General features: G+C 69.2%; 30 protein-coding genes. 1 reads left to right on the top strand and 29 read right to left on the bottom strand.

Going from position 1 to position 17,709, the window contains the following annotated elements; translation table 11 throughout:
• Positions 1-17: 17 nt before the first annotated feature.
• On the top strand, positions 18-1,076 hold the full coding sequence (locus AC1RSJ_RS03200; protein WP_493116892.1) for an ATP-dependent DNA ligase: 1,059 nt from the start codon (positions 18-20) through the stop codon (positions 1,074-1,076).
• A gap of 96 nt (positions 1,077-1,172) precedes the next feature.
• Here AC1RSJ_RS03200 and ligD read toward each other — a convergent pair whose 3' ends face one another.
• From ligD to rpsJ, 29 genes are all read right to left on the bottom strand, one after another.
• Positions 1,173-2,198, bottom strand: a complete 1,026-nt coding sequence (gene ligD / locus AC1RSJ_RS03195; protein WP_493116891.1) for a non-homologous end-joining DNA ligase — start codon at positions 2,196-2,198, stop codon at positions 1,173-1,175.
• Positions 2,199-2,280: 82 nt separating this feature from the next.
• Positions 2,281-2,868: a 50S ribosomal protein L17 gene (rplQ, locus tag AC1RSJ_RS03190; protein WP_493116890.1), complete on the bottom strand. Its 588-nt coding sequence runs from the start codon at positions 2,866-2,868 to the stop codon at positions 2,281-2,283.
• A 33-nt stretch (positions 2,869-2,901) separates the two neighbouring features.
• A complete protein-coding gene (locus tag AC1RSJ_RS03185; RefSeq protein WP_493116889.1) occupies positions 2,902-3,891 on the bottom strand; it encodes a DNA-directed RNA polymerase subunit alpha in 990 nt (329 codons plus the stop codon).
• A 148-nt stretch (positions 3,892-4,039) separates the two neighbouring features.
• The gene (rpsK, locus tag AC1RSJ_RS03180) at positions 4,040-4,438 is read right to left on the bottom strand and encodes a 30S ribosomal protein S11 (RefSeq protein ID WP_493116888.1); all 399 of its coding nucleotides are present in this window, start codon (positions 4,436-4,438) and stop codon (positions 4,040-4,042) included.
• A complete protein-coding gene (rpsM, locus tag AC1RSJ_RS03175) occupies positions 4,438-4,818 on the bottom strand; it encodes a 30S ribosomal protein S13 (RefSeq protein ID WP_493116887.1) in 381 nt (126 codons plus the stop codon). Before rpsM ends, rpsK begins: the two co-directional genes overlap by 1 nt.
• A 183-nt stretch (positions 4,819-5,001) precedes the next feature.
• Complete coding sequence (rpmJ, locus tag AC1RSJ_RS03170) at positions 5,002-5,118, bottom strand: 50S ribosomal protein L36 (protein ID WP_141929790.1); 117 nt, start codon at positions 5,116-5,118, stop codon at positions 5,002-5,004.
• A gap of 69 nt (positions 5,119-5,187) precedes the next feature.
• Positions 5,188-5,409: a translation initiation factor IF-1 gene (gene infA, locus AC1RSJ_RS03165; protein ID WP_066056559.1), complete on the bottom strand. Its 222-nt coding sequence runs from the start codon at positions 5,407-5,409 to the stop codon at positions 5,188-5,190.
• A 204-nt stretch (positions 5,410-5,613) separates the two neighbouring features.
• The gene (locus AC1RSJ_RS03160; protein WP_493116886.1) at positions 5,614-6,216 is read right to left on the bottom strand and encodes an adenylate kinase; all 603 of its coding nucleotides are present in this window, start codon (positions 6,214-6,216) and stop codon (positions 5,614-5,616) included.
• A complete protein-coding gene (secY, locus tag AC1RSJ_RS03155; RefSeq protein ID WP_493116885.1) occupies positions 6,213-7,559 on the bottom strand; it encodes a preprotein translocase subunit SecY in 1,347 nt (448 codons plus the stop codon). The genes AC1RSJ_RS03160 and secY overlap by 4 nt, the downstream gene beginning before the upstream one ends.
• 92 nt (positions 7,560-7,651) lie before the next feature.
• Positions 7,652-8,395 carry a 50S ribosomal protein L15 gene (rplO, locus tag AC1RSJ_RS03150; RefSeq protein WP_493116884.1) on the bottom strand — a complete coding sequence of 248 codons (744 nt, stop codon included), beginning with the start codon at positions 8,393-8,395 and terminating at the stop codon, positions 7,652-7,654.
• Positions 8,395-8,580 (bottom strand): 50S ribosomal protein L30, encoded by a 186-nt coding sequence (rpmD, locus tag AC1RSJ_RS03145; protein ID WP_493116883.1) that lies wholly within the window; start codon positions 8,578-8,580, stop codon positions 8,395-8,397. Before rpmD ends, rplO begins: the two co-directional genes overlap by 1 nt.
• Complete coding sequence (gene rpsE, locus AC1RSJ_RS03140; RefSeq protein ID WP_493116882.1) at positions 8,580-9,371, bottom strand: 30S ribosomal protein S5; 792 nt, start codon at positions 9,369-9,371, stop codon at positions 8,580-8,582. Before rpsE ends, rpmD begins: the two co-directional genes overlap by 1 nt.
• A complete protein-coding gene (gene rplR / locus AC1RSJ_RS03135) occupies positions 9,368-9,727 on the bottom strand; it encodes a 50S ribosomal protein L18 (RefSeq protein ID WP_493116881.1) in 360 nt (119 codons plus the stop codon). Before rplR ends, rpsE begins: the two co-directional genes overlap by 4 nt.
• Positions 9,728-9,729: 2 nt before the next feature.
• The gene (rplF, locus tag AC1RSJ_RS03130; RefSeq protein ID WP_493116880.1) at positions 9,730-10,266 is read right to left on the bottom strand and encodes a 50S ribosomal protein L6; all 537 of its coding nucleotides are present in this window, start codon (positions 10,264-10,266) and stop codon (positions 9,730-9,732) included.
• A 6-nt stretch (positions 10,267-10,272) separates the two neighbouring features.
• The gene (gene rpsH, locus AC1RSJ_RS03125) at positions 10,273-10,671 is read right to left on the bottom strand and encodes a 30S ribosomal protein S8 (RefSeq protein WP_493116879.1); all 399 of its coding nucleotides are present in this window, start codon (positions 10,669-10,671) and stop codon (positions 10,273-10,275) included.
• Positions 10,672-10,741: 70 nt separating this feature from the next.
• The gene (gene rplE / locus AC1RSJ_RS03120; RefSeq protein WP_493116878.1) at positions 10,742-11,332 is read right to left on the bottom strand and encodes a 50S ribosomal protein L5; all 591 of its coding nucleotides are present in this window, start codon (positions 11,330-11,332) and stop codon (positions 10,742-10,744) included.
• Positions 11,332-11,691 (bottom strand): 50S ribosomal protein L24, encoded by a 360-nt coding sequence (gene rplX / locus AC1RSJ_RS03115; RefSeq protein ID WP_493116877.1) that lies wholly within the window; start codon positions 11,689-11,691, stop codon positions 11,332-11,334. Before rplX ends, rplE begins: the two co-directional genes overlap by 1 nt.
• A 2-nt stretch (positions 11,692-11,693) precedes the next feature.
• Positions 11,694-12,062, bottom strand: coding sequence for a 50S ribosomal protein L14 (gene rplN, locus AC1RSJ_RS03110; RefSeq protein ID WP_493116876.1), 369 nt, complete (start codon positions 12,060-12,062; stop codon positions 11,694-11,696).
• 3 nt (positions 12,063-12,065) lie between these two features.
• The gene (gene rpsQ, locus AC1RSJ_RS03105; RefSeq protein ID WP_493116875.1) at positions 12,066-12,407 is read right to left on the bottom strand and encodes a 30S ribosomal protein S17; all 342 of its coding nucleotides are present in this window, start codon (positions 12,405-12,407) and stop codon (positions 12,066-12,068) included.
• On the bottom strand, positions 12,407-12,739 hold the full coding sequence (rpmC, locus tag AC1RSJ_RS03100; RefSeq protein WP_493116874.1) for a 50S ribosomal protein L29: 333 nt from the start codon (positions 12,737-12,739) through the stop codon (positions 12,407-12,409). Before rpmC ends, rpsQ begins: the two co-directional genes overlap by 1 nt.
• Positions 12,739-13,158 carry a 50S ribosomal protein L16 gene (gene rplP, locus AC1RSJ_RS03095; protein ID WP_493116873.1) on the bottom strand — a complete coding sequence of 140 codons (420 nt, stop codon included), beginning with the start codon at positions 13,156-13,158 and terminating at the stop codon, positions 12,739-12,741. Before rplP ends, rpmC begins: the two co-directional genes overlap by 1 nt.
• Before the next feature lie 2 nt (positions 13,159-13,160).
• Positions 13,161-13,916: a 30S ribosomal protein S3 gene (rpsC, locus tag AC1RSJ_RS03090; protein WP_493116872.1), complete on the bottom strand. Its 756-nt coding sequence runs from the start codon at positions 13,914-13,916 to the stop codon at positions 13,161-13,163.
• On the bottom strand, positions 13,916-14,314 hold the full coding sequence (gene rplV / locus AC1RSJ_RS03085) for a 50S ribosomal protein L22 (RefSeq protein WP_493116871.1): 399 nt from the start codon (positions 14,312-14,314) through the stop codon (positions 13,916-13,918). The genes rpsC and rplV overlap by 1 nt, the downstream gene beginning before the upstream one ends.
• Positions 14,315-14,336: 22 nt before the next feature.
• Complete coding sequence (gene rpsS / locus AC1RSJ_RS03080) at positions 14,337-14,618, bottom strand: 30S ribosomal protein S19 (protein ID WP_493116870.1); 282 nt, start codon at positions 14,616-14,618, stop codon at positions 14,337-14,339.
• 14 nt (positions 14,619-14,632) lie between these two features.
• A complete protein-coding gene (gene rplB, locus AC1RSJ_RS03075; RefSeq protein WP_493116869.1) occupies positions 14,633-15,469 on the bottom strand; it encodes a 50S ribosomal protein L2 in 837 nt (278 codons plus the stop codon).
• A 19-nt stretch (positions 15,470-15,488) separates the two neighbouring features.
• Positions 15,489-15,788, bottom strand: a complete 300-nt coding sequence (gene rplW, locus AC1RSJ_RS03070; protein ID WP_493116868.1) for a 50S ribosomal protein L23 — start codon at positions 15,786-15,788, stop codon at positions 15,489-15,491.
• Positions 15,785-16,450, bottom strand: a complete 666-nt coding sequence (gene rplD / locus AC1RSJ_RS03065; protein ID WP_493116867.1) for a 50S ribosomal protein L4 — start codon at positions 16,448-16,450, stop codon at positions 15,785-15,787. Before rplD ends, rplW begins: the two co-directional genes overlap by 4 nt.
• 2 nt (positions 16,451-16,452) lie before the next feature.
• On the bottom strand, positions 16,453-17,103 hold the full coding sequence (gene rplC, locus AC1RSJ_RS03060) for a 50S ribosomal protein L3 (protein ID WP_493116865.1): 651 nt from the start codon (positions 17,101-17,103) through the stop codon (positions 16,453-16,455).
• 39 nt (positions 17,104-17,142) lie between these two features.
• On the bottom strand, positions 17,143-17,451 hold the full coding sequence (gene rpsJ, locus AC1RSJ_RS03055) for a 30S ribosomal protein S10 (RefSeq protein ID WP_493116864.1): 309 nt from the start codon (positions 17,449-17,451) through the stop codon (positions 17,143-17,145).
• Positions 17,452-17,709 lie beyond the last annotated feature (258 nt).

Raw genomic sequence — 17,709 nt, 5'->3', positions numbered from 1 at the left:
GGGCTAGCCTCGGGCGCATGACCGCGCGCCCGACGTCCTCCACCGAGCCGATGCTGGCGAAGGCGGCCGCGACGGTCCCCGAGTCGGACTCGATCGAGGGCGGCCTCCTCTACGAGCCGAAGTGGGACGGCTTCCGAGCCATCGTGGAGCGCACCGCCGACGGCGTCGAGATCGGCGGTCGCGGCGGCAAGCCGCTCACGCGCTACTTCCCCGAGCTGGTCGAGGAGCTCGGCGCCCAGCTGCCGGTCGGCGCCGTCGTCGACGGCGAGATCGTCGTGCGGGTGAGCGCCGACGGCGGGGAGCATCTGGGCTGGGAGGCCCTGTCGCAGCGGATCCACCCAGCGGCCAGCCGGGTGGCGCGCCTGGCGGAGGAGACCCCGGCCTCCTTCGTCGCGTTCGATCTGCTCGCGGCCGACGGCGGCTCACTGCTCGCCACGCCGTTCGGCGAGCGCCGTGCCGCGTTGGAGTCGCTGCTCGCGGGCGCGCGGCCGCCCCTTCACCTCACGCAGACGACGACGGAGGCGGACACCGCCCGCCGCTGGCTCGAGGAGTTCGAGGGGGCGGGGCTCGACGGGGTCGTCGCGAAGCCGCTGGCCGCCCCGTACGAGCCGGGCGCCCGGCGGATGCTGAAGGTCAAGCACGCGCGCACGGCCGACGTGGTGCTCACGGGCTACCGGGTGCACAAGTCCGGCGCCGGCGTCGGCTCGCTGCTGCTCGGGCTGTTCTCCGACGGCCGCCTGCTCGGGGTCGGCGGCGTCTCCGCCTTCACGAACACCCGCCGGCTCGAGCTGATCGACGAGCTGGAGCCGCTCGTGACCCGGGACGACGACGGCGGCATCGTGACCGCCGAGGGCGAGCGCAACCGGTTCTCCTCCAATCGGGACACGTCGTTCGTGCCGCTGCGCCCCGAGCGCGTGCTCGAGGTGCGCTACGACCAGATGGAGGGCATGCGCTTCCGGCACACCGCGCAGTTCGTGCGCTGGCGCCCCGACCGCGAGCCCGGATCGTGCACCTTCGAGCAGCTCGAGGTGCCGGGCGCGTACGACCTGGCACGGCTGCTCGGCGCGGACGGCTGACCCGCTCCGCCGGATGGCTGACCCGCCCGCCGGAGGGCCGCGTCGCCCCATTCGGCTGGCTGAGCCTGTCGAAGCCCCTGTCGATGCCCCGGGGAGCTACTCCGCCGGCTTGCGCGCGCGGGACGGCTGAACCCGCGGCGGCTCCCCCGGCATCTTCGGGTAGTCGGGCGGGTACGGCAGCTCGCCGAGCCCGTCGCCGAGGTCCCGCTCCCACCACTCGAGCAGCGTCGCGATCGATCCCGGCTGCTCGTGCATCCGCGCCCACGGGTCGCCGACGTCCGCCAGCCGCGCCGGGACCGTCCGGATGGTGAGCTCACGCGGGTCCGCATCCGGCACCTCGTCCCACTCCAGCGGCGTCGAGACCGTCGCGCCGGGCCGGGCGCGCGGGCTGTACGCGCCCGCGATCGTGCGGTCGCGGGCGGCCTGGTTGAAGTCGACGAACGTCTTCTCTCCGCGCTCCTCCTTCCACCACGCCGTCGTGACCTCGTCGGGCAGGCGCCGCTCCAGCTCGCGTGCGGCGGCGATGACCGCGTGGCGCACGTCGATGAAGTCGCGCTCGGGCGCGATCGGGGCGAAGACGTGGAGGCCGCGGTTGCCCGATGTCTTCACGAACGCCGTCAGCCCCGCCTCCGCGAGCACGTCGCGGAGCACCGGGGCGATCCGGGCGGCGTCGCGGAAGTCGCGGCCGGGCTGCGGATCCAGGTCGATGCGGAGCTGGTCGGGGTGGTCGCTGTCGCCGGCCCGCGATGCCCAGGGGTGGAACACGACCGTGTTCATCTGCGCCATCCAGACGGCCGATGCGATCTCGTCGACGACGAGCTGCGGATGCGAGCGCGCGCTCGGGTAGGTGACGCCCACCTCCCTGATGAACTCCGGCTTGCCCTTCGGCGGGTTCTTGGAGAAGAACATCTCGCCGTCGATGCCGCCCGGATACCGCTCGAGCGAGATCGGGCGGTCGCCGTTCGCGGCGACGAACGCGTCGCCGACCGCGACGAGGTACTCGGCCAGCTCGAGCTTCGTGATGCCGTCGGCGGGCCAGATCTCGCGGCTCGGGCTCGAGATGCGCAGCTCGCGCGCGCCGTGCGGACCGGGAACCTCGATCGTCGTCGCCTCGGAGGCCATGGCCTCACGGTAGCGGAGCGACCCGGGTACGACGAAGGCCCCGCCGGAGCGGGGCCTTCGCGATGCACTCGATGTGCGAGGACTACTTCTTGTCGGCGTCGGCCTCGGGGGCCTCGGACTCCTCGACGGACTCCTCGGTCGCGGTCTCCTCGACAGCCGACTCGCCGGTGCTCGACTCGTCGCTGCTCGACTCGTCGGCGGCCTCGTCGGCCACGTTCTCCTCAACGACGTCCTCGGCGGTCTCGACCGGCTTCGTCACGCCGACGTCCGCGCGGGCGGCGGACTTCGTCGACGAGGCGGGCTTCTTCGAGACGGGCTCGAGCACGAGCTCGATGACGGCCATCGGCGCGTTGTCGCCCTTGCGGTAGCCGGTCTTCACGATGCGGGTGTAGCCGCCCTCGCGGTCGGCGACCAGCGGCGCGATCTCGGTGAAGAGCTCGTGCACGACGCTCTTGTCGCCGATGATGCCGAGCACGCGGCGACGCGCGTGCAGGTCGCCGCGCTTCGCGAAGGTGATCAGGCGCTCGGCCACCGGCCGGAGGCGCTTGGCCTTCGTCTCGGTGGTCTGGATGCGCTTGTGGGTGAAGAGGGCCGCGGCGAGGTTCGCGAGCATGAGGCGCTCGTGCGCCGGACCGCCGCCGAGACGGGGACCCTTGGTGGGCTTGGGCATTGTTCTAGATCTCCAGTGTCAGTCGAGCGGCCGTCAGACGGTCTCGTCGTCGTAGCCGCCGTAGAAGTGGGCGCCGTCGAAGCCGGGAACGCTGTCCTTGAGCGACAGGCCCATCTCGACCAGCTTGTCCTTCACCTCGTCGACCGACTTCTGGCCGAAGTTGCGGATGTTCATCAGCTGCGTCTCCGACAGCGCGACGAGCTCGCTGACGGTGTTGATGCCCTCGCGCTTGAGGCAGTTGTAGGAGCGGACCGACAGGTCCAGGTCCTCGATCGGCATCGACAGCTCGGAGCTGACGATCGCGTCGACCGGCGCCGGGCCGATCTCGATGCCCTCGGCCGCGGTGTTGAGCTCGCGGGCGAGGCCGAAGAGCTCGACCAGGGTGCGGCCGGCCGAGGCGATCGCGTCGCGCGGCGTGATGGCCGGCTTCGACTCGACGTCGACCACGAGGCGGTCGAAGTCGGTGCGCTCGCCGGCACGGGTGGCCTCGACGCGGTAGGTGACCTTGAGCACCGGCGAGTAGATCGAATCGATCGGGATCTGGCCCGCCTCGCTGAACTCGCTGCGGTTCTGGGTCGCCGACACGTAGCCGCGGCCGCGCTCGATGGTGAGCTCGAGGTCGAACTTCGCCTTGTCGTTCAGCGTCGCGATGACGAGGTCCGGGTTGTGGATCTCCACACCGGCCGGGGCGGAGATGTCCGCCGCGGTGACCACGCCGGCGCCGGTCTTGCGCAGGTACGCCGTGATCGGCTCGTCGTGCTCGCTCGAGACGACGAGGCCCTTGATGTTGAGGACGACCTCGACCAGGTCCTCCTTCACGCCGGGGACGGTGTCGAACTCGTGCTGGATGCCGTCGACGCGGATGCTGGTGACCGCGGCACCCGGGATCGAGGAGAGCAGGGTGCGCCGCAGCGAGTTGCCGAGCGTGTAGCCGAAGCCGGGCTCGAGGGGCTCGATCACGAAGCGGGAGCGGAACTCCGAGATCGTCTCCTCGGAGAGAGTGGGTCGCTGTGCAATGAGCACGTGGTTGTCCTTTCGGCGAGAACGTCCGCCATATGACGTTCACGGGAGAACGGCGGGTGGCTGGGCCGCCGGGATATGGAGTTGTGGAAAGGCTGGAGGACGCGCGCGGACGGCGAGGGGATCCGGGGACCCCCTCGCCGTCGCGACGTCAGACGCGGCGGCGCTTGGGCGGGCGGCAGCCGTTGTGCGCCTGCGGCGTCACGTCGTTGATGCTGCCGACCTCGAGGCCCGCGGCCTGGAGGGAGCGGATGGCGGTCTCGCGGCCCGAGCCGGGACCCTTCACGAAGACGTCGACCTTCTTCATGCCGTGCTCCTGCGCCTGGCGGGCGGCCGACTCGGCGGCCATCTGCGCGGCGTAGGGGGTGGACTTGCGCGAGCCCTTGAAGCCGACGCCGCCCGAGGAGGCCCAGCTGATGACGGCGCCCTGGGGGTCCGTGATCGAGACGATGGTGTTGTTGAACGTCGACTTGATGTGGGCCTGGCCCACGGCGATGTTCTTCTTCTCCTTGCGGCGCGGCTTGCGCGCGGCGGTCTTCGGGGTGGCCATTACTTCTTGCCTGCCTTCTTCTTGCCGGCGACGGTGCGCTTCGGGCCCTTGCGGGTGCGGGCGTTGGTCTTGGTGCGCTGGCCGCGGACGGGCAGGCCGCGACGGTGGCGGAGACCCTCGTACGAGCCGATCTCGACCTTGCGGCGGATGTCGGCCTGCACCTCGCGGCGGAGGTCGCCCTCCACCTTGTAGTTGCCCTCGATGTAGTCGCGGAGCAGGACGAGCTGGTCGTCGGTCAGGTCCTTGACGCGGATGTCACCGGAGATCCCGGTGTCCTTCAGGGTGGTGAGAGCGCGAGTGCGCCCCACCCCGTAGATGTACGTGAGTGCGACCTCCACGCGCTTGTCGCGCGGGATGTCGACGCCGGCGAGACGTGCCATGTCGGCTGCTCCTGGGTGTCGTGTCGGAGGTGTGGAGCTCCGCCGGTTCCCGGGCCTCCGACCCGGGGTGTCCCCCGCGGCGGCCGTGCGGCCGGCTGCGGGATCTGAGGGAGCAGTTCGTGATGTTCAGTTGTGGGACGCGGCGGCCCGTGCCGGTGGACGGCGCGGGCTGCCGCGGACGTCTCAGCCCTGGCGCTGCTTGTGGCGCGGGTTCGACTTGCAGATGATCATGACGCGGCCGTTGCGGCGGATCACCTTGCAGTGATCGCAGATCGGCTTGACGCTGGGCTTGACCTTCATGGGTGTTCTTCTCTCGCTGTCATCGTGCGCGCGCCGGCGGGCCGGCGCGGCCGTTACTTTCCAGCTGCCTTACTTGTAGCGGTAGACGATGCGGCCGCGAGTCAGGTCGTAGGGGCTCAGCTCCACGATCACGCGATCCTCGGGGAGGATCCGGATGTAGTGCTGTCGCATCTTGCCCGAGATGTGGGCGAGAACCTTGTGGCCGTTGCTGAGCTCGACGCGGAACATCGCGTTGGGCAGAGCTTCGACAACCGATCCCTCGATCTCGATGACGCCGTCTTTCTTGGCCATACCCTCTTCGTTACGTGTAGGACTGCTGGTCTGCGGGGTGGGTTCCGATGCCGTCCACCGGGCCCGTCGGACGGGACCGGATGCGCGCACGCCGGATGGCGGGCACGGAGCACCAAGGGTCGAGCTTACACCATGTCGGCGAGTCGTATCGCCCGCGCCGGGAATCGGCGGTAGAGCGCCGCGGGGTCCCTCGCCGTCGCGGGCTCAGGCGGAGTCGCGCTCGAGGCCGCGCTCGTCGAGCGCGCCGAAGACGCGGCCGGTGACCTCGTCGACCGAGCCGAGGCCGTCGATCTCGACGAGCAGGCCGGACTCCCGGTACGCGTCGATGAGCGGGCCGGTCTCGCGGGCGTAGACCTCCTGGCGGTGGCGGATCGCCTCCTCGGAGTCGTCCGTCCTCCCCTGCTCGAGCGCCCGCTTGCGCAGCCGGCGCACGATCTCGTCCTGGTCGGCGAGCAGCCGGACCACGACGTCGAGCTCGTGGCCGTGCGAGGCCAGCAGCCGGTTCAGGAACGCGACCTGGTCGGTGGTGCGCGGGTACCCGTCGAGCAGGAACCCGCCGTCCGCGTCCGCCTCGTTCAGGCGGTCCGTGATCAGCGCGTTCGTCAGCTCGTCGGGCACGTAGTCGCCCGCGTCGACGATCGCCTTCACCTGGAGGCCGAGCTCGGTGCCGTTGGCGATGTTCGCGCGGAAGATGTCGCCCGTCGAGATCGCCGGGATGCCGTAGCGCTCCGCGATCAGCGCCGCCTGCGTGCCCTTGCCGACTCCAGGAGGGCCGACGATGAGCATGCGCACGCCGGTCCCCGTCATCGCAGCAGGCCCTCGTAGTGGCGCTGCTGGAGCTGCGAGTCGATCTGCTTCACCGTCTCGAGGCCGACGCCGACCATGATCAGGATGCTGGTGCCGCCGAACGGGAAGTTCTGGTTGGCGTTGATCAGCACGAGGGCGATGAGCGGCACGAGGGCGATGAGGCCGAGGTAGATCGAGCCCGGCAGCGTGACGCGGGTGAGCACGTAGTCGAGGTACTCGGCCGTCGGGCGGCCGGCGCGGATGCCCGGGATGAAGCCGCCGTACTTCTTCATGTTGTCCGCGACCTCCTCCGGGTTGAAGGTGATCGCGACGTAGAAGTACGTGAACCCGACGATGAGGATGAAGTACACCGCCATGTACAGCGGGTGGTCGCCTCGGGTCAGGTAGTCGGTGATCCACTGCACCCACGGCTGCGGGGCCTGGCCGGCCGGCGGCTGGTTGAACTGGGCGATGAGCGCCGGCAGGTACAGCAGCGACGAGGCGAAGATGACCGGCACGACGCCCGCCATGTTCACCTTGATCGGGATGTAGGTGTTGTTGCCGCCGTAGGTGCGGCGTCCGACCATCCGCTTCGCGTACTGCACCGGGATGCGGCGCTGCGACTGCTCGACGAAGATGACCGCGGCGACGATCACGACGCCGATGGCGATGACCGCGGCGAGTCGCTCGACGCCGCCCTGGTCGCCGGCCTGCTGGTAGATGCCCACGAGCGAGGCCGGGAACTGCGCCGCGATCGAGGTGAAGATGAGGAGCGACATGCCGTTGCCGATGCCGCGCTCGGTGATGAGCTCGCCGAGCCACATGATGAGGCCGGTGCCGGCCGTCATGGTGATGACCATGAGCACGATGCCGTACCACTCCGAGCCGTCGGAGGTGATGAGCTGCGAGCACTGCGCGGTGGTGTTACCGGATCCGGCGAACAGCTGGCCCGAGCGGGCGACCGTGATGAGCGTCGTGGACTGCAGCACGCCGAGCGCGATGGTGAGGTAGCGCGTGTACTGCGTCAGCTTGGCCTGGCCCGACTGCCCCTCCTTGTAGAGGGTGTCGAAGTGGGGGATGACCACACGGAGCAGCTGCACGATGATCGACGCCGTGATGTAGGGCATGATGCCCAGCGCGAAGATCGAGAGCTTGAGGAGCGCGCCGCCCGAGAACAGGTTGACGAGCGTGTAGAGACCCGTCGACTGGGCGTTGCCGGCGAGACAGGCCTGCACGTTCTGGAAGTCGACGAACGGCGCCGGGATGAACGATCCGAGGCGGAACAGCGCGACGACGGCCAGGGTGAAGAGGATCTTGCGACGCAGGTCGGGCGTGCGGAAGATCCGCGCGACGGCTCGAAACACTGGTGGTCCCTTTCCCGGGAAGGTGGTGGAACGCGGGCCCGCTCACCCGGGGCGGGATCCCGGCAGTGCTGCCGGGATCCCGCCCGAGGGTGCTACTTGACGGAGCCGCCCGCGGCGACGATCTTCTGCTCGGCGGAGCTCGAGACCTTGTCGACCGCGACGTTCAGCTTAACCGCGATGTCGCCGGTGCCGAGCACCTTGACCTTCTCGTTCTTGCGGACCGCGCCCTTGGCGACCAGATCGACGATGGTGACATCGCCGCCCGACGGGTACAGCTCGGCCAGCTTGTCGAGGTTGACGACCTGGTACTCCACCCGGAACGGGTTCTTGAAGCCGCGCAGCTTGGGCGCGCGCATGATGGAGTTCAGGTTGCCGCCCTCGAGGCCGGCGCGCACCTGGTAGCGGGCCTTCGTGCCCTTGGTGCCGCGGCCGGCGGTCTTGCCCTTCGAGCCCTCACCACGGCCGACGCGGGTGCGCTCCTTCTTGGAGCCCGCGGCGGGACGCAGGTGGTGCGCCTTGAGGATCTGGGGGCGCGAGGCCACCACGTCCTTCTTCGGCGCGGCCTTCTTGGCGGCGGGCTTCGACGCCGTGGTCTCGTCCTTCGACGAGGCGGCGGCGGTCTCCGACTTGGCGGCGGTCGCCTTCGCGGCCGGCTTCTTGGCAGCGGGCTTGGCCGCGGCCTTCTCCGCCGGGGCGTCGGCGGCGGCCTTGGCGGCAGCCGGCTTCTTGGCGGGGGCCTTGGCGGCGGGCTTGGCAGCCGCGTCCGTCTTGGGCTTCGCCGTGGACTTCTTCGGAGCCGCGGCCGCAGCCGTGGTCTCCGCCTTCTCTTCAGCCATTAGTCAATCTCCTCGACCTTCACGAGGTGGGCGACCGTGCGGACGTAGCCGCGGTTGGCCGGGGTGTCCTCGCGGACGACGATGTCGCCGATCCGCTTGAGCCCCAGGCTGCGCAGCGTGTCGCGCTGGTTCTGCTTCTCGCTGATGACGGACTTGATCTGGGTCACCTTGATCTGGGCGGCCATCAGGCGCTCGCCTTCTGCTCTGCGGCGGCCTTCTCGGCGCGCACGAGGCGCTCCGGGGCCACGTCCTCGAAGGCCAGACCGCGGCGGGCGGCCACGGCACGGGGCTCCTCGAGCTGCTTCAGCGCCGCGACGGTCGCGTGCACGATGTTGATCGTGTTCGACGAGCCGAGCGACTTCGACAGGACGTCGTGGATGCCGGCGCACTCGAGCACCGCGCGGACGGGACCGCCCGCGATGACGCCGGTACCGGCGGCAGCCGGACGCAGCAGCACGACGCCGGCAGCGGCCTCGCCCTGCACGGGGTGCGGGATCGACTTGTCGACGCGCGGGACGCGGAAGAAGTTCTTCTTCGCCTCCTCGACGCCCTTCGAGATCGCCAGCGGCACCTCGCGCGCCTTGCCGTAGCCGACGCCGACGAGGCCGTTGCCATCGCCCACCACGACGAGCGCGGTGAAGCTGAAGCGACGGCCGCCCTTGACGACCTTGGACACGCGGTTGATGGTGACGACGCGCTCGAGGAACTGGCTGTCGCCGCGATCCCGCGAGTTGCGGTCGTTGCGCTGACCGCGGTCGCGGCCTCCGCGACGGCCCTCGCGCTCGTTCGTCGACGGCGCGCTCGAGGCGGCGGTCTCGACCGGCGCCTCGTTGACCGTGGCGACATCCGTGCTGTTGACCGGGGTCTTGGCGGTGGTGTCCTCAGCCGCGGTCTCGCCGGCCGGGGTCTCGGTGGCCGTGGCCTCGGTGGCCGGGGTCTCCTCGGCCGGGGTCTCTGCGTTGGTTGCGTCGCTCACAGGCTCAGCCCTCCCTCTCGCGCTCCGTCGGCGATCGCGGCGACGCGACCGGCGTATCTGTTGCCTCCGCGGTCGAAGACGACCGCATCGATGCCGGCCTGCTTCGCACGCTCGGCGAGCAGCTCGCCGACCTTGCGGGCCTTGGCGGTCTTGTCGCCGTCGAACGAGCGCAGGTCCGCCTCGAGGGTCGAGGCCGAGACCAGCGTGTGGCCCTTGCTGTCGTCGACGATCTGCACGAAGACGTGCCGCGCCGAGCGGTTCACGACCAGGCGCGGACGCTCGGCCGATCCGGCGATGCGCTTGCGGAGCCGGGTGTGCCGGCGGTCGCGCTGCGCGCTCTTGCTCTTGATGGACATGGTTACTTACCGCTCTTTCCGGCCTTGCGGCGCACGACCTCGCCCGCGTAGCGGACGCCCTTGCCCTTGTAGGGCTCCGGCTTGCGCAGCTTGCGGATGTTGGCAGCCACCTCGCCCACGGCCTGCTTGGAGATGCCGCGGACGGTCAGCTTGTTGTTGCCCTCGACCTCGAACGTGATGCCGGCGGGCGGCTCCACGGTGATCGGGTGCGAGTAGCCGAGCGCGAACGTCACGGCGGATCCGGCGGCCTGCACGCGGTAGCCGGTGCCGACGACCTCGAGGCCCTTGGAGTAGCCCTCGGTCACGCCGATGATGTTGTTCGCGATCAGGGTGCGCGTCAGCCCGTGCAGCGAGCGCGACTCGCGCTCGTCGTCGGGACGGGTGACGAGCACCTGGCCGTCCTCGAGCGCGACCTCGATGGGCTGGGCCACGGTGAGCGCGAGCTCGCCCTTGGGGCCCTTGACCGACACGTCGCGGCCGTCGATGGTGACGGTCACGCCGCTCGGGACGTCGATGGGGAGTCGTCCGATTCGAGACATCTCAGATCACCACACGTAGGCGAGGACTTCCCCGCCGACGCCCTTCTTCGTCGCCTCGCGGTCCGTGAGGAGCCCCGAGGAGGTGGACAGGATGGCGACGCCGAGTCCGCCCAGCACGTGGGGGATCTCGGTCGACTTCGCGTAGACGCGGAGGCCGGGCTTCGAGACGCGCTTGATGCCGGCGATGGAGCGCTCGCGGTTCGGCCCGTACTTCAGGTCGATCGTGAGCGTCGAGCCGACGCGGGCCGCCTCGACCTTCCAGTCCGAGATGTAGCCCTCGCGCTTGAGGATCTCGGCGATGTGGGTCTTGAGCTTCGACGACGGCAGCGCCACGGTGTCGTGGAACGCCGAGTTGGCGTTCCGCAGCCGGGTCAGCATGTCGGCGACAGGGTCCGTCATGGTCATGGGTTGGTTTCCTTACTCAATCGGTTTCGACAGCGGGTCCACCCGCTGCCGACCTCTCTTGGAGTGGCGGTCAGGCCGCCGGGGCGTCGGCCGTGAAGGGGAAGCCGAGCTGGCGCAGCAGGGCGCGTCCCTCGTCGTCCGTCTTCGCGGTCGTGACGATCGTGATGTCGAAGCCGCGGACGCGGTCGATGCGGTCCTGGTCGATCTCGTGGAAGATCGACTGCTCCGAGACGCCGAACGTGTAGTTGCCGTGGCCGTCGAACTGCTTCGGGCTGAGCCCGCGGAAGTCGCGGATGCGGGGCAGGGCCAGCGAGAGCAGACGGTCGAGGAACTCCCACGAGCGGTTGCCGCGCAGCGTCACGTGGGCGCCGATCGGCATGCCGTCGCGCAGCTTGAACTGCGCGATCGACTTGCGGGCCTTGGTGACCTGCGGCTTCTGGCCGGTGATCGCGGTGAGATCCGCGACGGCGCCGTCGATCACCTTGGAGTCGCGAGCAGCCTCGCCGACGCCGGTGTTGACGACGATCTTGACCAGACCCGGCACCTGGTGCGGGTTGGTGTAGCCGAACTGCTCCGTGAGGTTCTTGACGATCTCGGAGTGGTACTTCTGCTTCAGGCGCGGCTGGATGGTGCCAGCCGGCGCAGCAGTGGTGGTGGACATCAGAGGTTCTCTCCGGACTTCTTCGCGTAGCGGACGCGGACCTTCTTGGCCACGCCGTCCTTGGTGACCGTCTCGACCTTGTGGCCGACGCGGGTCGGCTTCTTGGTCTTCGGGTCGACGAGCGCGACGTTCGAGATGTGGATCGGGGCCTCGTGGGTCTCGATGCCGCCGGTCTTCGTGCCGCGCTGGGTCTGGCCGACCTTGACGTGCTTGGTGACGTAGTTCACGCCCTCCACCACGACGCGGTCCTGCTCGACCAGCACCTCGACGACCTTGCCCTGCTTGCCGCGGTCTCCGCCGCGGGCCTGCGAGGGGCCGCTGATGACCTGGACGAGGTCGCCCTTCTTGATCTTCGCCATGACTAGATGACCTCCGGGGCCAGCGAGATGATCTTCATGAACCGCTTGTCGCGCAGCTCACGGCCGACCGGCCCGAAGATGCGGGTGCCACGGGGGTCACCATCGGCCTTCAGGATCACGGCGGCGTTCTCGTCGAACTTGATGTAGGAGCCGTCGGCACGACGGGTCTCCTTGCGGGTGCGGACGATGACGGCCTTGACCACATCGCCCTTCTTCACGTTGCCGCCCGGGATCGCGTCCTTGACGGTCGCGACGATGACGTCGCCCAGCCCGGCGTAGCGACGGCCGGAGCCGCCGAGCACGCGGATGGTGAGCAGCTCCTTGGCGCCGGTGTTGTCGGCGACCTTGACTCGAGATTCCTGCTGCAGCATGGGTTACTTCGCCTTCTCTGCGATCTCGACGAGACGCCAGCGCTTCGTCGCCGACAGCGGGCGGGTCTCGGCGATGACGACCAGGTCGCCGATGCCGGCGCTGTTCGTCTCGTCGTGGACCTTGACCTTGCTGGTGCGGCGCAGGACCTTGCCGTAGAGGGGGTGCTTCACGCGGTCCTCGACCTCGACGGTGATGGTCTTCTCCATCTTGTCGCTGGTCACGTAGCCGCGGCGCACCTTGCGGTAGCCGCGCGCGGCCTCGTCGCGGACGTCGTGGGCGGCGTGCTCGTGACCGGACTCGGCCTCGGGGGCCGTCTTCTCGGTCTTCTCGGTGACCTTCGCCATTACTTGCTCGCCTCCTCGGCGGTCTCGGTGGTCTCGGCCTCAGCGGCCTCGGCCTTCTTGTTGGTCTTCTTCGCCGCAGCCTTCTTCTCGGTCTTCTCGACCGGCGCCGGGGTGGCGCGGATCCCGAGCTCGCGCTCGCGGATCACGGTGTAGATGCGGGCGATGTCGCGCTTGACGGCGCGCAGACGACCGTGGCTCTCGAGCTGACCGGTGGCCGACTGGAAGCGCAGGTTGAACAGCTCCTCCTTGGCCTTCTTCAGCTCGTCGACCAGGCGGTCGTTCTCGAACGTGTCGAGCTCGGACGGGGCGAGCTCCTTGGATCCGACGGCCATTACGCGTCGCCCTCCTCGCGCTTGATGATGCGTGCCTTGAGGGGCAGCTTGTGGATGGCGCGGAGGAGTGCCTCGCGCGCCAGGGTCTCCTCGACGCCGGCGACCTCGAAGAGGACGCGGCCCGGCTTGACGTTCGCGACCCACCACTCCGGCGAGCCCTTGCCCGAGCCCATGCGGGTCTCGGCGGGCTTCTTGGTCAGCGGACGGTCGGGGTAGACGTTGATCCACACCTTTCCGCCTCGCTTGATGTGGCGGGTCATCGCGATACGCGCGGCCTCGATCTGGCGGTTGGTGACATACGCGGGCGTGAGCGCCTGGATGCCGAACTCGCCGAAGCTGACCTTCGTGCCGCCCGTCGCCTGGCCGGTACGGCCGGGGTGGTGCTGCTTGCGGTGCTTGACTCTGCGGGGAATGAGCATGATTAGGCCTCGGCTCCTGCGGTGGCGGGCTGCTCGGCACGGGGGCCGCGGCCACGGCCGCCGTCACGACGCTCGGGGCGCGACGACTTCTGGGCCGCCTGCTCGCGAGCGAGTTCCTTGTTGGTGATGTCGCCCTTGTAGATCCAGACCTTCACGCCGATGCGGCCGAACGTCGTGCGGGCCTCGTAGAAGCCGTAGTCGATGTTCGCGCGGAGCGTGTGCAGGGGCACGCGGCCCTCGCGGTAGAACTCGGAGCGGGACATCTCCGCGCCGCCGAGGCGGCCGGAGACCTGGATGCGGATGCCCTTGGCACCGGCGCGCTGCGCGCCCTGCAGGCCCTTGCGCATCGCGCGGCGGAAGGCCACGCGGGCGGAGAGCTGCTCGGCGATGCCCTGCGCGACGAGCTGGGCCTCGGCCTCGGGGTTCTTCACCTCGAGGATGTTGAGCTGGATCTGCTTCTTGGTGAGCTTCTCCAGGTCGGCGCGGATGCGCTCGGCCTCCGCACCGCGGCGGCCGATGACGATGCCCGGACGCGCGGTGTGGATGTCGACGCGCACGCGGTCGCGGGTGCGCTCGATCTCGATCTTCGCGACGCCGGCCCGGTCGAGGCTCGTGGTGAGCATCCGGCGGATCTTGACGTCCTCGGCGACGTAGTCGGCGTAGCGCTGACCCGGCTTGGTCGAGTCGGCGAACCATCGCGACGTGTGGTCGGTGGTGATGCCGAGACGGAAGCCGTACGGGTTGACCTTCTGGCCCATTACTTGCTCGCCTTCTTGCTGCCGGCGCGCTGGGCGCCCGCGAGCTCGTCGGGGGTGGACAGCACGACCGTGATGTGGCTGGTGCGCTTGTTGATCCGGAAGGCACGGCCCTGGGCGCGCGGCTGGAACCGCTTCAGGGTGGTGCCCTCGTCGACGTACGCGTTCGCCACGAACAGGTCCTGCTCGTCGAGGTAGGTGTTGCTGGCATCCGCCTTGACGCGGGCGTTGGCGATGGCCGACGCGACCAGCTTGTACACGGGCTCGCTCGCACCCTGCGGCGCGAACTTCAGGATCGCCAGGGCCTCCTGCGCCTGCTTGCCCTTGATCAGGGCGATGACGCGACGGGCCTTCTGAGGCGTGACGCGGATGCTGCGCACCCGGGCGATGGACTCCACCATCTCTCTTCCTCCTTCCGCCGCCTTAGCGGCGGCGACCCTTCTTGTCGTCCTTCTCGTGCCCGCGGAACGTCCGGGTGGGCGCGAACTCGCCGAGCTTGTGCCCGACCATGGTCTCGGTCACGAAGACCGGGATGTGCTTGCGGCCGTCGTGCACCGCGATCGTGTGACCGAGCATCGCCGGCACGATCATGGAGCGGCGCGACCACGTCTTGATGACGTTCTTGCTGCCCGACTCGTTCGCGACCTGGACCTTGCGGAACAGGTGGTCGTCGACGAAGGGGCCCTTCTTGAGACTGCGAGGCATCTTCTGAACTTCCCTTAGCGCTTCTTGCCGACGTTCCGGCGGCGGACGATGAGCTTGTCGCTCTCCTTGTTGGGGTGGCGGGTGCGCCCCTCCTTCTTGCCCCAGGGGGTGACCGGGTGGCGGCCACCGGAGGTCTTGCCCTCACCACCACCGTGCGGGTGGTCGATCGGGTTCATCGCGACACCGCGGACGGTCGGGCGGACGCCCTTCCAGCGCAGACGGCCGGCCTTGCCCCAGTTGATGTTCGACTGCTCGGCGTTGCCGACCTCGCCGATCGTCGCGCGGCAGCGCGCGTCGACGTTGCGGATCTCGCCCGAGGGCAGTCGCAGCTGCGCGTAGGGGCCGTCCTTCGCCACGAGACGCACGCTCGCGCCGGCGGAGCGGGCCATCTTGGCGCCGCCGCCCGGCTTGAGCTCGATCGCGTGGATGACCGTGCCGACCGGGATGTTCTTCAGCGGCAGGTTGTTGCCCGGCTTGATGTCGGCGCCCGCACCGGACTCGACGACGTCGCCCTGCTTGAGCTTGTCGGGAGCGATGATGTAGCGCTTGGTGCCGTCGACGAAGTGCAGCAGCGCGATGCGCGCGGTGCGGTTCGGGTCGTACTCGATGTGAGCGACCTTGGCGTCGACGCCGTCCTTGTCGTTGCGACGGAAGTCGATGACGCGGTACTGGCGCTTGTGGCCGCCGCCGATGTGGCGGGTGGTGATGCGGCCGGCGTTGTTGCGGCCGCCCGTCTTCGGCAGCGGCTTCAGCAGCGACTTCTCCGGCGTGGACCGGGTGATCTCGGCGAAGTCGGCGACCGAGGAGCCGCGACGACCGGGGGTCGTGGGCTTGTACTTGCGAATAGCCATGGTGAGGTCTCCTGTGGTCCTAGCCGACAGCCGTGAAGATGTCGATCGAACCGGACTTGAGCGTGACGATGGCGCGCTTGGTGTCCTTGCGCTTGCCGGCGCCGAACTTGGTGCGACGGGTCTTGCCCTCGCGGTTCAGCGTGTTCACGGAGGCGACCTTGACGTTGAAGATCTTCTCGATCGCCAGCTTGATCTCGGTCTTGTTCGAGCGGGGGTCGACGAGGAAGGTGTACTTGCCCTCGTCGATCAGGCCGTAGCTCTTCTCGCTCACGACCGGCGCGAGGATGACGTCGCGCGGGTCCTTGTTGTAGCCGCTCACTCGCCGGCCTCCTCGGACTCGTTCTTGGTGGCGCCGGACTTGCCGGACACGAAGCCCTCGAAGGCGGCCTTCGTGAAGACGATGTCGTCGCTGACGACGACGTCGTAGGCGTTGAGCTGGTCGGCGAACAGCACGTGCACCGACGGCACGTTGCGCACGCTCTTCAGGCCGGTCTCGTCGCCGCGCTCGAGCACGACGAGCACGTTGCGCGCCGCACCGAGGCCGGCGAGGGCCGCGACGGCGTCCTTCGTCGAGGGCGCGTCGACGCCGAAGTCGGAGACGACGTGGAGCCGCTCACCGCGGGCGCGGTCGGAGAGGACGCCGAGCAGCGCTGCGGCGATCATCTTCTTGGGGGTGCGCTGCGAGTAGTCGCGCGGCACCGGGCCGTGCACGACGCCGCCGCCGGTGTGCTCAGGGGCGCGGATCGAGCCCTGACGGCTGCGACCGGTTCCCTTCTGCTTGAACGGCTTGCGACCGGCACCGGACACCTCGCCGCGGTTCTTGGTCTTGTGCGTGCCCTGGCGGGCGGCCGCGAGCTGCGCGGTCACCACCTGGTGGATCAGCGGCACATTGGTCTGCACGTCGAAGATCGCGCCGGGCAGCTCGACCGAGCCGGACTTCTTGCCCTTGGCGTCGACGACGTCGATGGTCAGGTCAGCCATGGTCAGGCTCCCTTCACGGCGTTGCGGACGAAGACGATGCGGCCGCGGGCGCCGGGGACGGCGCCCTTGACGAGCAGCAGGCCCTTCTCGAGGTCGACCGAGTGGACCTTGAGGCCCTGCACGGTGACGCGCTCGCCGCCCATCCGGCCCGCCATGCGCATGCCCTTGAAGACGCGGCTGGGGGTGGAGGAGGCGCCGATCGAGCCCGGCTTGCGGTGGTTGCGGTGCGAACCGTGCGAAGCGGACACGCCCTTGAAGTTGTGGCGCTTCATGACGCCCGCGAAGCCCTTGCCCTTGCTGGTGCCGACGACGTCGACGAGCTGGCCGGCCTCGAAGACGTCGACCGCGAGCTCCTGGCCGAGTGCGTACTCGGCGGCGTCGGCGGTGCGCACCTCGGTGAGGTGACGGCGCGGCGTGACGCCGGCCTTCTCGAAGTGGCCGGTGGCGGGCTTGTTCGCCTTGCGGGGGTCGATCTGGCCGTAGGCGATCTGCACGGCCGTGTAGCCGTCGATCTCCTCCGAGCGGATCTGGGTCACCACGTTCGGGGTGATCTGGACAACGGTGACGGGGATGAGCTTGTTGTTCTCGTCCCACACCTGGGTCATGCCGAGCTTCGTGCCCAGCAGACCCTTGGTCGTCGTGAGAGCAGACATTTATCTACCTTTGATCTCTCGCGTGAGTGGTTGGCAAGCTCAGAGCTTGATCTCGATGTTGACGTCGGCGGGCAGGTCGAGGCGCATGAGCGAGTCGACAGCCTTCGGCGTCGGATCGATGATGTCGATGAGGCGCTTGTGGGTGCGCTTCTCGAAGTGCTCTCGCGAGTCCTTGTACTTGTGAGGCGAACGGATCACCACGACGATGTTCTTCTCCGTCGGCAGCGGCACGGGACCCACAACGGTGGCTCCGGCACGGGTGACGGTGTCGACGATCTTGCGAGCCGACGCGTCGAGACCTGCGTGGTCGTACGACTTCAGTCGGATGCGGATCTTCTGTCCGGCCATACTCAACTCTCTCTATCTGCTCGTGCGGGAGCGGACTCCCGCACGCGCGCAGCACTTCTGCTGGCGCACCACTGTTCTTCTGTCAAACCCGCGCTGCACGCGCTCGACCCGTGCTCGCGCCGCACCCTGACGAGCAGTGCGCGGCACACGGGTCTCCTGCGATGGAGGCGAAGGTCTCTTGCGAAGCCTTGCTCTGCTGCCGGTGGCCCATCCGTCCCGGGGACCGAAGCCTGCCCGGGGGCTGTTCACGTATCACGG

The organism is Schumannella sp. GW821-FHT10F01, assembly GCF_058809295.1.
Note: the sequence above shows the minus strand (reverse complement) of the source record. Positions and strands in the feature narration are given on the sequence as shown.

Coding starts and splice junctions, on each gene's coding strand:
- rplX (WP_493116877.1), bottom strand. CDS start 11,691: ATGGCGAAGATCAAGAAGGGCGACCTCGTCCAGGTCATCAGCGGCCCC.
- AC1RSJ_RS03200 (WP_493116892.1), top strand. CDS start 18: ATGACCGCGCGCCCGACGTCCTCCACCGAGCCGATGCTGGCGAAGGCG.
- rpsS (WP_493116870.1), bottom strand. CDS start 14,618: ATGCCTCGCAGTCTCAAGAAGGGCCCCTTCGTCGACGACCACCTGTTC.
- rplR (WP_493116881.1), bottom strand. CDS start 9,727: ATGTCCATCAAGAGCAAGAGCGCGCAGCGCGACCGCCGGCACACCCGG.
- rpsQ (WP_493116875.1), bottom strand. CDS start 12,407: ATGGCGAAGGTCACCGAGAAGACCGAGAAGACGGCCCCCGAGGCCGAG.
- rpsJ (WP_493116864.1), bottom strand. CDS start 17,451: ATGGCCGGACAGAAGATCCGCATCCGACTGAAGTCGTACGACCACGCA.
- rpsM (WP_493116887.1), bottom strand. CDS start 4,818: ATGGCACGTCTCGCCGGCGTCGACATCCCGCGCGACAAGCGCGTGGAG.
- rplV (WP_493116871.1), bottom strand. CDS start 14,314: ATGGTGGAGTCCATCGCCCGGGTGCGCAGCATCCGCGTCACGCCTCAG.
- rplQ (WP_493116890.1), bottom strand. CDS start 2,868: ATGCCCAAGCCCACCAAGGGTCCCCGTCTCGGCGGCGGTCCGGCGCAC.
- rplE (WP_493116878.1), bottom strand. CDS start 11,332: ATGTCCACCACCACTGCTGCGCCGGCTGGCACCATCCAGCCGCGCCTG.
- ligD (WP_493116891.1), bottom strand. CDS start 2,198: ATGGCCTCCGAGGCGACGACGATCGAGGTTCCCGGTCCGCACGGCGCG.
- rplN (WP_493116876.1), bottom strand. CDS start 12,062: ATGCTGCAGCAGGAATCTCGAGTCAAGGTCGCCGACAACACCGGCGCC.
- rpsH (WP_493116879.1), bottom strand. CDS start 10,671: ATGACCATGACGGACCCTGTCGCCGACATGCTGACCCGGCTGCGGAAC.
- infA (WP_066056559.1), bottom strand. CDS start 5,409: ATGGCCAAGAAAGACGGCGTCATCGAGATCGAGGGATCGGTTGTCGAA.
- rplP (WP_493116873.1), bottom strand. CDS start 13,158: ATGCTCATTCCCCGCAGAGTCAAGCACCGCAAGCAGCACCACCCCGGC.
- rplD (WP_493116867.1), bottom strand. CDS start 16,450: ATGGCTGACCTGACCATCGACGTCGTCGACGCCAAGGGCAAGAAGTCC.
- rplC (WP_493116865.1), bottom strand. CDS start 17,103: ATGTCTGCTCTCACGACGACCAAGGGTCTGCTGGGCACGAAGCTCGGC.
- rplO (WP_493116884.1), bottom strand. CDS start 8,395: ATGGCTGAAGAGAAGGCGGAGACCACGGCTGCGGCCGCGGCTCCGAAG.
- AC1RSJ_RS03160 (WP_493116886.1), bottom strand. CDS start 6,216: ATGACGGGGACCGGCGTGCGCATGCTCATCGTCGGCCCTCCTGGAGTC.
- rplB (WP_493116869.1), bottom strand. CDS start 15,469: ATGGCTATTCGCAAGTACAAGCCCACGACCCCCGGTCGTCGCGGCTCC.
- rplF (WP_493116880.1), bottom strand. CDS start 10,266: ATGTCTCGAATCGGACGACTCCCCATCGACGTCCCGAGCGGCGTGACC.
- rpmD (WP_493116883.1), bottom strand. CDS start 8,580: ATGGCCGCCCAGATCAAGGTGACCCAGATCAAGTCCGTCATCAGCGAG.
- rpmJ (WP_141929790.1), bottom strand. CDS start 5,118: ATGAAGGTCAAGCCCAGCGTCAAGCCGATCTGCGATCACTGCAAGGTG.
- rpmC (WP_493116874.1), bottom strand. CDS start 12,739: ATGGCCGTCGGATCCAAGGAGCTCGCCCCGTCCGAGCTCGACACGTTC.
- rpsC (WP_493116872.1), bottom strand. CDS start 13,916: ATGGGCCAGAAGGTCAACCCGTACGGCTTCCGTCTCGGCATCACCACC.
- rpsK (WP_493116888.1), bottom strand. CDS start 4,438: ATGGCCACCCCGAAGACCGCCGCGCGCAAGCCGCGCCGCAAGGAGAAG.